The organism is Streptococcus sp. TATVAM-FAB8 (genome assembly GCF_046592795.1).
GTDB classification, from domain to species: Bacteria; Bacillota; Bacilli; order Lactobacillales; family Streptococcaceae; genus Streptococcus; species Streptococcus ruminicola.
Window position 1 is genome coordinate 295072 of the sequence record NZ_JAWVPQ010000001.1, and the last position, 11904, is coordinate 306975.

An 11904-nucleotide genomic window follows, 5' to 3' on the forward strand; every position below is an offset into this window, starting at 1 on the left:
CTTGATTAAATTAAATCGTAAACCAAATTTACAACATAGTCCCTAAAATTATACCATATTTTACTTTTCTTTAACATGTAAAAGAAAGGGAGAAAGCTCTTTCCAGAGAATTTTTCACACTTTTCTTCTAAAGCAAAAAAAGAAGTGGTCATCCACTTCTTTCAACTTAAATAATCTTTGCACCTAAAACATTTTTGAAATGATTTAAAGCAAACTGATGATTTTCTTGTGTTAAGCTCGCTACTGCCGCAGCAGGAATCTCAATATCATACCCAAGATTATAGGCATCAATAGCTGTGTGTAATACACAAATATCCGTTAGAACACCTGTCAAAACTACTGTTGTGACACGACGTTCACGTAGTCGAATATCTAAATCAGTCCCTGAAAAAGCTGAATAATGACGTTTATCCATCCAAAAGACACGTTGATCTGACTGGATTGTTTCATACAAGTCGGCTAGTTTACCATACAAATCACGTCCACTTGTCCCCTTGATATTATGTGGCGGGAACAATTTTGCTTCTGGATGAAAATCATCACCCTCATCATGAGCATCAATGGCAAAGAAGATATAGTCTCCAGCTTCATACGCTTCTTTAGTTACTCGGACAATATCATCTTCAATAGCTTGCGCTGGTTTTCCAGCAGTCAATTTACCATCGTCAGCTACAAAATCGTAGGTATAATCAATTGAAATAAGAGCTTTTGTCATTAATTATATTCCTTTAATTTGTCGAAGATACCTTCATTGATGACTTTAAGGTATGTACCTTTCATACCCAATGAACGACTTTCGATGATACCTGCTGATTCCAATTTACGAAGGGCATTAACGATAACTGAACGTGTGATACCGATACGGTCAGCGATAACTGACGCAGTCAAGCGACCTTCAGTTCCGTCCAATTCACCTAAAATAGCAGATACAGCTTTCATTTCAGAATATGAAAGTGTGTTGATAGCCATGTTAACGGCTGTTTGTTTACGGATTGTTTCTTCAAGATTTTCAGTTTGAAGATTAAGCAATTGAATACCAACTACTGTAGAGGCGATTTCAACAAGGATCAAATCGTCTTCTGAGAATTCTTCATCGTTACGCCAGATGATAAGAGAACCAAGGCGCATACCACCACCATAAATTGGGGCGATTGTTGTCAATCCATCAGGATAGATATCTTTTGATTCAACTGGGAAAATTGTCAAATCATTATCTACAGACAAGTTAGCTTCAGTATCGTAAACACGACTAGCTGCTTTTACATAACTTTCTGGGAATTGTTTTGCTTGAAAGAATTCCTCAACACGGTCAGTATTAGTTTTGTATTTCATTGCATAACCAAGAAGGGTTCCTCCCCCATTGATGATGCAAGAGTTACAATCAATAATGTCAGCAAGTTGAGCGGCCATTGTGTTATATGGCAATTCAGTATCTAGGCTGTCAACAGAGCGTTGCAAAATTGATGTAATCTTACGTGTTTTTTCTAATAAATTCGGCATTTTCTACTTCCTTTGCGTTATTTGCGTTACAATTATATCAAAGGAACCCTTATTTTGCAAACAATTATCAGAAAATTTCTGTATCTTCTGACATTTTTGTAAGCGGATACTTTTTAACCTGAATTTAATTAAAAAAATTCATTAGAACGTTCGCTTTTAAAGCCTTATCAAGCTAAAAAAGCGATATCATTCTAATGAATTAATCCTTAACGTTTGTACTGACTAAGAACGCGTGTTAGCTTCTCTTGAACCTCAGCTAATTCTTCAACACGTGGCAAATAGACAATTCGGAAGTGGTCAGGTTCATTCCAGTTGAAACCTTTACCTGGAACCAACATGACTTTTTCTTGTTTTAGCAGTTCTAAACAGAACTGTTCATCGTCATCAATTTGATACATGTCACGGTCGATTTTAGGGAAAATGTAAAGTCCTGCTTCTGGTTTCACTGCAGACAAACCAGGGACTTCATTTACTGCTTTATAAATGAAGTTACGTTGTTCATAGATACGACCACCAGGAATCAAAAGTTCATCGACTGATTGATAACCACCTAGAGAAGTCTGAACAACATTTTGTCCTAAGACATTTGCGCAAAGACGCATATTGGCTAACATGTTAAGTCCTTCAATGTACCCTTTAACGTTTTGTTTTGGACCTGATAGGACCATCCAACCAACACGAAAACCACAAATTCGGTGTGATTTTGATAAACCATTCATTGACACACAGAAAACATCTGGTGCTAAGCTAGCAATGGCAGTATGTTTTTTGCCATCCATAACCAAACGGTCATAGATTTCATCTGCAAAAATAATCAAGTCATTTTGACGAGCAATTTCCACGATTTCTTTCAAAAGGTCATCGGGATACAAAGCACCTGTTGGGTTATTTGGATTAATGATGACAATGGCTTTGGTATTTGATGTGATTTTGGATTTGATATCATCAATATCAGGATACCAATTAGCTTGTTCATCACAAAGGTAATGCACGGCATTTCCCCCAGCAAGGCTGACACAAGCTGTCCATAATGGGTAATCAGGCATTGGCACCAAGACTTCATCACCATCATCAAGAAGGGCTTGAAGTGACATTGAGATAAGCTCAGAGACACCATTTCCTAGATAAATATCATCGATATCCACATGTGGAAATCCTTTTAACTGACAGTATTGCATGATAGCTTTACGAGCAGAAAAAATCCCTTTACTATCAGAATACCCTTCACTATTACGAGCGTGAGCAATCAAGTCACGGATAACCTCATCTGGCGCTTGAAAACCAAAGGCAGCTGGGTTTCCGGTATTAAGGCGAAGAATTTTCTCACCGTTAGCAATCATACGATTGGCTTCATCAAGAATTGGCCCACGAATATCGTATGCAACATGTTCTAGCTTTGAAGATTTATCAAATATTTTCATAGATTTTACCTCGTTTCAAACATTATAAACTTTCCTTTATAATTTTTCAATCCAAGAAAGGTTCGTTAATCGTAAAAAATAATCAAGATAACTGTCATCAGCTGCCAGCTCTTTTTCAATTTTCCGAACGCTAGCTGTATAGTCTGTAATAACGCCGTCTGTACTCGTTTCTAAGTACCTTTCAATATCGTCTCTAGAATTGATTGTCCAGACGTAGATTTTCTTACCATTTTGGTGAGCTTTACGCGCTAGAAGTTCATTGTAAGAGAAGTCTTCAATTGCATAAAAATCCACTTTTTGACTTGTAAAATCACCCAGTTGGAAGGAAATGGTGTGACCAGACTGAATAGCAGAATCAAGCCTTTTGACCTTCTCAATGGTTTTCAAGTCAGATGACATAACCAGATAAGAAGAGGCAACATGCAACTCCTTCATTTTATCCACAAAGAGTTGCTCATAATTGTCAGGTTCATTTCCAGTTGGTTTTAACTCCACCAACAACTTAATACCTAGTTGTTTCGCCTTAGCCACATAGTCTTCAAAAGAAACCAAGTGTGACTCATGACCATTTTGTTTTATCTTCAAACCAAGGATATCTTCAGCTTGAGATTGAGAAATCGTAATATTTTTCCCTGTCAGACGTTTAAGATTATCATCATGACTGACAATAAAATGGCCATCTTTTGATAAGATAATATCTAATTCTGAATAAGTCGCCCCTGCCTTGGCAGCTGCTTCTAAAGACTCTAAAGAATTTTCAACACCTTGAGAAACCATGCCTCTGTGTCCGATAACGGATAAGTTTTTTGAAGGTCCTCCAGAAGCTTTCAAAGCGTTGTATGTAAAATTAATACCACCAATAACTAGTAAAAGTCCAGTCAAAGCTAACATGCGATGTTGCTTTTTATTTTCTTTTATCGGCAGCTTTTGAGAAGCTTCGTCGTCAAAACCTTTTAATAAATAGGAAAGAAAAGCTAACTTGAAGACCAAACGTCCTGCAAAAAGAACACCCCAAACAAATGATAAAAATAGCGTCTCAACCCAAAAAGTCTTCTCACTGCCATCAACCAAAGCTGATAAGCCAATTCCCGCAGCACTTAAAAGGCTGATAATAGCCACGATAATTAAAATAACAGAAGCAAAGCCCAACACTCGAAAGATTTTCGTTCCCCTAGTCAACCACCAAGATTCTTTCAATGCAACCGCAAAGCGATTGTCTTTCTTAGTCACCGCCAAAGGAAGGGCGTAGATAAAACGAAGATTGAGGTAAGCAAAGATAGCATATAATCCAAAATAAATTATTTTTCCATTTGTGGACTTCACCAGCTCTCCAGAAATAAAATTAGGAATATAAAGATTTTCTAACAAAGCTGATGACACCAAAAATTCTACAAAGGGAATTGTTAATATCAAATAGAAGAGAAAAGCTAAAAAATGCCAACCTGAAATAGATTTTAAAAAATGATAGCTTCTTTCCTTAAAATAAGAAAGTCCCACTCCTAATTTAGCTTCCTTACACTCAATGATTTCTACTAATAAAGAGAATTCTAGATAAACCAAGAATGCGAGCAACAAAAAATACACAAAAAGGACAGCTAGAGTTAGATGATTCGTTAAAAAGCTTACGATATTATCCGTTGTCATTCCTGGAATATTTGAACTAATCAAGATAACTCTTAAAATAAGGGACAATCCATAAGCGCCAATTGTCGTCATTAAAAACTGGAGAATACTTGTTCTTAAGACATAAATATACTTGTGTTGATTCAAATCTTTTAAAACCGATTTTATATCTTTAATCATACTTTTCCTCACTTTTACCATTATAGCAAAAATATTCAGAAAAATTCCTTAAACGCTTTCATTTTTCAACCAAATAGAGTATAATAATTTTAGGGATATTTCTTATGATAATTGTAAGCGGTTAACGTTTGATTATCTTATCCCGACTAGCTTATTAAAATTATTGATATGGGCAGGAAGTTTGGAATGCGCAAGGCTGTTAACTTACTAACAGCTGACGGATAACTAACCTTAGTTCTCGATAAAAACCAAGATTTCTTACCAGTCTACGTTTTCGCTCACTTTTACGCTCTTGCTAGCATAATTAAGGAGGCAGCTTATGTCACATCATTATGAAAAAATCCTAATTGCTATTGATGGTTCTTACGAATCAGAATTGGCTTTTGAAAAAGGGGTAAACATTGCACTTCGCAATAACGCAGAGTTACTACTTACACATGTCATTGATACACGCGCTTTGCAAAGCGTAGCTACTTTCGATACTTACGTCTATGAAAAACTCGAACAAGAAGCTAAAGAAGTATTGGATGACTACGAAAAACAAGCTCGCGATAAAGGATTGACTAAAATCAAACAAGTTATTGAATTTGGTAATCCAAAAACACTCCTAGCTCGTGATATTCCTGATAAAGAAAAAGCTGATTTGATTATGGTCGGAGCAACTGGTCTTAATACCTTTGAACGACTTCTTATCGGTTCTTCATCAGAATACATTATGCGCCATGCAAAAGTCGATTTGCTAGTTGTTCGTGATAGCGAAAAGACATTCTAAGTCTTGAGTAATATCAATTCTCTTTAATAATAATAATTTTTAATCAACTATTCTATAATTACGAAAAAAGCCAAGTTAGTCTAATGACTAGCTTGGTTTCTTTTTTTACGATTTAATGATTTTTGAATTTGTCGGTCCAGCTCACGTTTAATTGCAGGTTCTGGTGCAAATTTTTCTTCCCAATCATCTGGTTTTAAAATCTTATGTGTAACTGGATCAAAGTGTGCTTGACCATCAGGGAAGATTTTTCCCATATTTGATTCATGAACAATATCAAAGAAAGGTTTTGGGTCAACTCCCATTAAAACAAAGGAACCATAAGTCAGGTATAATAAATCTGTCAGAGCATCCACCTGACCGACAAGCGGTGTTTCTGGGTGTTCTTTACTTTTAATCTTAGTCACAGCTTTATCAACAGCTTCATGCAAATTGGTTACAGACTGTTGGAAAGCTTGTGGATTACCTTTACTTGTCGCATACAAGAATTCGACAATCTCTTCAACCTTGAAGTCTGAGCGATGGTCAGCTTCTTCGACACCATAAAGTCGTGGTGTCTCGCAAGTTTCTCCGTCCATTTGATGGTGGAAATCTTTGACTTTATTGAAGTTGTCATCTTGACTATCAAAGCGTTCACCAACTTCAACATGAATCAAACCGTAGTGAGCTAAGGCTTTTGAAATACCATCATTGTTGTTAGTATCTGTTGTATAAGTTGCTACGGACTTGACAGACTCAATAGCATTTCCCATGGCAACGCCAGTGCCGACACCAGATAACATTTCAATATCATTATCAGAATCCCCAAAGGCCATGACCTCATCTAGGCTAAAGCCAAACATCTCACCGACTCGCTCAATGCCTTTGACTTTGGATTGCCCTTTTGAAATCAAATCAGCTGAATAAGGGCTACTACGTGTGACTTTAATGTAAGGAAAAGCATTTTGAATATTGGCTGTTTCACCTTCAGTTGCCACAAATACCACTTGATAAATCGGTTGACGCATAATCGCCAATAACCCATTTAAATTTTGTGGTTTGAAACGTCGGATAAAGTGTTTAAAACTGCGCTCCACCGCTTTTGCCCAACGTTTCGGAACAAGTGTGCTGACAACTTGACCAAAACGACTTGTCCCCATATTGATAATGCGAGAACCAACCAAACCTGAAGCTGTTCCCAGAGAAATTTCACGGCGATGATCGTTGGCATAACGAATCAGACGATAAATTGTCGACACAGCCATTTGATTATGATAAAGCACCTGATCTCGTGTAAAAATGTACTGACCATTATAAGAAATCGCAAAATCCAAACCAAGATTTTCTAGATATGGTTGCACAAAACCTGGACCACGTCCTGTTGCCACTCCCACAAAAATTCCTTGTTTTTTCAAGCTATTAATAGCTTTCAAGGTCGATTGTTGCACATTCTTACGATCATTCAAAAGTGTCCCATCAATATCAAAAAATACTGCTTTTATTGCCAAACCGTTTCTCGCCCTCCCTCTTTATGTTAAAATAGATTATATCACATTTTTAAAAGGAAGTTTTATTGTCATGAAAAAAATCCTTGTCTTGCACACGGGTGGAACCATTTCAATGCAGGCTGACGAAGCTGGCCATGTCCGCCCAGAAAATGATAATCCGATGAATCATGTCGGTGTCAATCTTGATAACATTCAAGTGACTGCACTTGATTTTTTTAACGTGCCTAGCCCGCACATTACCCCAAAACATATGCTAAAACTTTACCAAAAAATTAAAGAAGAAGCTGATAATTTCGATGGTGTTGTTATTACTCACGGTACTGATACGCTTGAAGAAACAGCTTATTTCCTTGATACCATGGAAGTTCCTAACATCCCAATCGTGCTCACTGGTGCCATGCGCTCATCAAATGAACTAGGGAGTGACGGTGTTTACAATTACCTCAGCGCCCTTCGTGTTGCGAGTCACGAAAAAGCAGTTGGTAAAGGCGTTTTAGTGGTCATGAACGATGAAATTCACGCGGCAAAATACGTGACAAAAACTCATACTACTAACGTTTCAACCTTTAAAACACCAATCCATGGACCCTTAGGCATCATCATGAAACACGATATCCTCTTTTTCCGAACAGCTGAGCCACGTGTTCGTTTTGACTTACAAGATATTTCAGGTACTGTTCCAATTATCAGAGCCTATGCTGGTATGGGTGGCGATGGTATCATTAGCTTCCTTAATCCAAGCAACGTTCAAGGTGTGGTCATCGAAGCACTTGGTGCTGGAAACATGCCACCACGCGCTGCTGAAGAAATCTATGACCTCATCAAGCAAGGAGTTCCTGTTGTCCTTGTCTCACGTTGCTTTAACGGTATTGCTGAACCTGTTTATGCCTACGAAGGAGGCGGCGTTCAACTCGCTAATGCTGGGGTTATGTTCGTCAAAGAACTCAATGCCCAAAAAGCCCGCTTAAAACTCCTTATCGCCTTAAATGCAGGTCTAAAAGGACAAGAATTAAAAGAATATATCGAAGGGTAAAATAAAAAAAGTCAAAGCTACTGGTAAAAAATTTACACCATTAACTTGACTTTTTTTATTATTTATCATGAAATACCAGTATTTTTTCGTACCATATCTACCGATTATACTAATACTCAAGCTTATTATACAAACGTAAAGAAATTGCATATAAAATTGTATAGTAAAACACAAACAATAATGTGAGAAGCAATAAACTACTACTAAAAGATAAATGACCTAATACATTAACATAACCATTGGGAAAAAGATATTTTAGTAAAGAAAGATGAGGAGCTATAAATGAGAAGAGTGCAAAAACAATTCCAATTAGTATTGTAAATCCATTTGTCAAAAGAATTGATGCAAAACTAGCAACCATTAAACATAGTAAAAACACTAAAATAGTTCCTAAAATACTGACTAATATATAGTGTAAATCATCAGCTTTATTAGGTAAAAATTTACCAGATGTATAAGGTTTATAAATTAGGTAAACATAATAAGTAATTAAAGACGAAAGAAAAGTTACTAAAATATATAATAATTGAAATAATAAAATAGCACTTAATTTTGCATTTAAAATTACCTTCTTACTTACATCTTTATAAAGATACATAATACCACTAGTAATCTCATCTCTAAAAATAGTACTTGTAATGTAAATAAAAACTATTAAAGGTAATGTAATTTGATATTGTGTTGATAAAACAGCACTAAAAAATTCAAGGAAACTCAAAGAATTATCTGGCGCACTTAGCTTCATAAAGTTTGTATTAAATAATCCAACAACAATCAATAACATTGGAAAAAGACTAAATACAAGAGCAATTCTTGATTCTTTTTTCTTTAACAACGTTTTAAAAAAAGGTAATGTCAAGTAATTCATTTTTAGTCCTCCGAAAATAATCTTTCTAAACTGTCCTTTTTTGATAAAACATTTTTAATTAATCTTGCAGATGCAAGTTGCTCTAAAACATTATTCAAATCTTCATTATTTATATCTTGGATAATCTCAAGTTTATTACCATCACGTCTTATTCCAGAAATTTTTACAATTGAATCTATCAATTGCTTATCTTCATCTCTTACAACTTTATTTAGCTCCACCACGATACTTTTTTGCTCTGTATTTACTTTATCGTTAACAATACCAGAATCAATAAAAAGATATCGTGTACATAAATCTTCTAATTCTGCCAATTGATGGCTAGATATTATCATTGAGGTTTTATTAACCCTAGACCACTGTTTTAAAATTTCTAATAAATTTTTTACACCAACTGGATCTAACCCAACAAATGGTTCATCTAATAACACAAATTGAGGTTCTGTAACAAGGGCTAATGCTAAAGCAGTCCTTTGTTTCATTCCAAAAGAAAAATCAATAGGCTTTCTATCCTTGGCTTCCCAAAGTCCAACCAATCTCAATGTTTTTTCAATATTGTTAAAACACTGTTCTTTTTTATGAATTTTAAGATATAATTTCAAATTTTCTTCAACACTAATCTGTGGAAAAAATACAGGTTCTATCATAATTCCAAAATCTTTTAGAATATTATTCTCTTTAAAAATATCCTTACCTTCAAAAAGAATTGTACCTTCTGTTGGCTTTTGAGATTTTGCTAACATTTTTAGTAAAGTACTTTTTCCAGAGCCATTTTTACCAACTAAACCTACTATATCTCCCTCTTCAATAGTGAAATTAGCATTTTTTAAAGAGAAGAAATCATTTTTCTTATATCTTTTACTTAAATTCTTAACTTCAATTATTGTCATTTTTCTTCACCATACGTTTTAAAATTGAAAATTTAAAAACAACATTCTTCGGCTATTCTTCATCAGGAATGTATTCTAAAATATCACCAGGTTGACAGCCTAACTCACGACAAATAGCATCTAGTGTCGTTAAACGAACCGCTTTTGCTTTACCTGTTTTTAGGATAGAGAGATTAGCATTTGTAATACCGATACGTTCAGCTAATTCACCTGATTTCATTTTTCGTTTTGCTAATTCAACATCAAGATTAATTTGAATCATATGACTACCTCTAAATTGTAAATTCATTTTCTTCAGCAATGACATTAGCTTCTCTTAAAATCATTGAAAATACCCAAACCACAAATGCCGCTACTAGATAAGCCCAGTTAACAAAAGATAAAACTCCTGAACCAGAACACAAACTTTGGAACCAACTATCTAAAAATGCAAGGGCAATAAAATTGTACTCAACATAACGTGCCAATTTTACATTTTCTGGAGTAAAAATATTATTATCGATAATATTTTTGAAAAACATTTTCACAAAAACAAGGAGCGCAATCCAAAGGCATGAATTTACAGCAAACAAACTAAGAAATGATGGTGAATGCAAAAGTTTTTCTGGAATATTAACATCAAATGAAAAACCATCTCCAGCTTGATTCATCAAGTTCAAATGTGGTTGTGTCAACGAAAGAGAAATAGCAACTACTGTAGATAAAACGATTAAGACGATTGCAATATTAATCACAACATTGGCAACTTTCAACGCTTTATAGTTTGTTTTCTTCATGATTGTCTCCTTAAAATTATTTTCCCGTTAAGCTAAGCGACGAGTGCGAAGCCATTTACTAATCACAACAGCAAGGACCAAAAAGCCGCAAACTGAAAAGTCAACTGTCATATTACTTGTATTAGAAGCATTTGTCAAGATGTTTTGGAAAACTGATACCACAAATGTGTAAAGAGTTGCTTTTTTCAAAAAGCTATAAGTACGGTCTGAAAGAATATCAGCAACTGTCAAATCAGAAAGGAAAGCTTTTAATTTAGTAAGTCCGTAAATAATGGCACCATTTACCAGACAAGTCAAAAATGTAATGCCCCAAGTATGTTGGCTCTTACTAATTGCCCACTCAATCATACCGTATTGACCTAGTGCCATTTTATCGTAACCGTAAAAATGTGAAGCAAAGTCAGCAAGAATGATTAAAACAAGACTCACAATAGTAATATTGATAGCAATTTTAGCAATAGTTTTAGCAGCAGTTTCGATAGTTTTTGTGTTCATGATAAATCTCCTCTTAAAGTTAATTGATAATTGGTAAAATGACAATGATTCTTGGGTTAGGCCACGTGACATCCACGTAGGTATTTAACAAGTAGAAAAGCAAGGCAGAAATAAGCGCAAATTGAAAAATCAAAAACAAGTTGAGCTTGATGCATTGATGTTGATAAAAAGTTTTGAAGAAATGATACAAAGAATGTGTAGAGACTAGCTTGTTTTAAGAAGCGGTATGTTTTGTCAGCTAGTACTTCTTTTACAGTGAAGTTTGCAATGAAGTGTTTGAGTTTTGTCAATCCGTAAATCATGGCACTGTTTGTCAAGATTGTCAGTGCTGTTACTAGGCAAGTGTTGGTATCTTTTCCGATTGCCCATTCAATCACACCGTATTGTCCAACGGCTTTAGTATCGTAGCCATAAACATGTGAAACCAAATCCGCAAGGATTGTTAAGACTAAAACGACATTTGTAAGATTGATAGCAACTTTAGCGACTGTTTTGACGATGTTTTCGATAGTTTTTGTGTTCATGATAAACCTCCTAAAAAATGTTTTCCTATTGGATTTGTGGTTGAGCTCAATTGTTAAATCCGTTTTGCGATATTAAATTATTCTTTTTCGAAAATCTTTTATCGTTTTTCGATATATTTAGTATAGCACAAGTTTTTCGTTTTGCAACACTTTTTTATCGAAAGTCGATATTTTTTTATTTTTTTGCGTAATTTTTAACGATTTTATCCAAAATCAAGGGCTTTTCCTAACAAATGCCACTAAAAAAAGCCCAGTCACATTCGACTGAGCCAATTATCACTATGGTCTTATGTCTTTTGAGGATTTTACTGCCATAGCATTTATCAAAAAAGAGTCCT

Annotated in this window: 13 protein-coding genes; 2 read left to right on the forward strand and 11 right to left on the reverse strand. The window is 35.0% G+C overall.

Going from position 1 to position 11904, the window contains the following annotated elements; translation table 11 throughout:
• Positions 1-166 precede the first annotated feature (166 nt).
• The 4 genes from SFC32_RS01460 to SFC32_RS01475 form a co-directional block, all read right to left on the reverse strand.
• Positions 167-715: a cysteine hydrolase family protein gene (locus tag SFC32_RS01460; protein ID WP_199543128.1), complete on the reverse strand. Its 549-nt coding sequence runs from the start codon at positions 713-715 to the stop codon at positions 167-169.
• Complete coding sequence (codY, locus tag SFC32_RS01465) at positions 715-1500, reverse strand: GTP-sensing pleiotropic transcriptional regulator CodY (protein WP_006532961.1); 786 nt, start codon at positions 1498-1500, stop codon at positions 715-717. The genes SFC32_RS01460 and codY overlap by 1 nt, the downstream gene beginning before the upstream one ends.
• Before the next feature lie 206 nt (positions 1501-1706).
• A complete protein-coding gene (locus tag SFC32_RS01470) occupies positions 1707-2921 on the reverse strand; it encodes a pyridoxal phosphate-dependent aminotransferase (RefSeq protein WP_039696347.1) in 1215 nt (404 codons plus the stop codon).
• Positions 2922-2957: 36 nt separating this feature from the next.
• Positions 2958-4724, reverse strand: coding sequence for a glycerophosphoryl diester phosphodiesterase membrane domain-containing protein (locus SFC32_RS01475; protein ID WP_411049469.1), 1767 nt, complete (start codon positions 4722-4724; stop codon positions 2958-2960).
• 319 nt (positions 4725-5043) lie between these two features.
• On the opposite strand from SFC32_RS01475, the gene SFC32_RS01480 reads away from it, so the two are divergent.
• Complete coding sequence (locus tag SFC32_RS01480) at positions 5044-5496, forward strand: universal stress protein (RefSeq protein ID WP_074560846.1); 453 nt, start codon at positions 5044-5046, stop codon at positions 5494-5496.
• Positions 5497-5576: 80 nt separating this feature from the next.
• On the opposite strand, the gene SFC32_RS01485 is transcribed toward SFC32_RS01480, so the two are convergent.
• Positions 5577-6980 (reverse strand): Cof-type HAD-IIB family hydrolase, encoded by a 1404-nt coding sequence (locus SFC32_RS01485; protein ID WP_411049468.1) that lies wholly within the window; start codon positions 6978-6980, stop codon positions 5577-5579.
• Between the two features lie 70 nt (positions 6981-7050).
• Between SFC32_RS01485 and SFC32_RS01490 the strand changes: the two genes are divergently transcribed.
• Complete coding sequence (locus SFC32_RS01490) at positions 7051-8013, forward strand: asparaginase (protein ID WP_006532010.1); 963 nt, start codon at positions 7051-7053, stop codon at positions 8011-8013.
• A 109-nt stretch (positions 8014-8122) separates the two neighbouring features.
• On the opposite strand, the gene SFC32_RS01495 is transcribed toward SFC32_RS01490, so the two are convergent.
• The 6 genes from SFC32_RS01495 to SFC32_RS01520 are packed head-to-tail and all read right to left on the reverse strand — an operon-like array spanning position 8123 to position 11566.
• Positions 8123-8881: a hypothetical protein gene (locus tag SFC32_RS01495; RefSeq protein WP_411049467.1), complete on the reverse strand. Its 759-nt coding sequence runs from the start codon at positions 8879-8881 to the stop codon at positions 8123-8125.
• Positions 8882-8883: 2 nt separating this feature from the next.
• Positions 8884-9765 carry an ABC transporter ATP-binding protein gene (locus tag SFC32_RS01500; RefSeq protein WP_411216626.1) on the reverse strand — a complete coding sequence of 294 codons (882 nt, stop codon included), beginning with the start codon at positions 9763-9765 and terminating at the stop codon, positions 8884-8886.
• 58 nt (positions 9766-9823) lie between these two features.
• Positions 9824-10033, reverse strand: coding sequence for a helix-turn-helix domain-containing protein (locus SFC32_RS01505; RefSeq protein ID WP_014335241.1), 210 nt, complete (start codon positions 10031-10033; stop codon positions 9824-9826).
• Positions 10034-10043: 10 nt separating this feature from the next.
• Positions 10044-10547, reverse strand: a complete 504-nt coding sequence (locus SFC32_RS01510; RefSeq protein WP_074560849.1) for a DUF2975 domain-containing protein — start codon at positions 10545-10547, stop codon at positions 10044-10046.
• Positions 10548-10574: 27 nt separating this feature from the next.
• Entirely contained in the window at positions 10575-11042 is a 468-nt protein-coding gene (locus SFC32_RS01515; protein WP_074602805.1) for a hypothetical protein, read from the reverse strand.
• Between the two features lie 56 nt (positions 11043-11098).
• On the reverse strand, positions 11099-11566 hold the full coding sequence (locus SFC32_RS01520; RefSeq protein WP_411049666.1) for a hypothetical protein: 468 nt from the start codon (positions 11564-11566) through the stop codon (positions 11099-11101).
• Positions 11567-11904 lie beyond the last annotated feature (338 nt).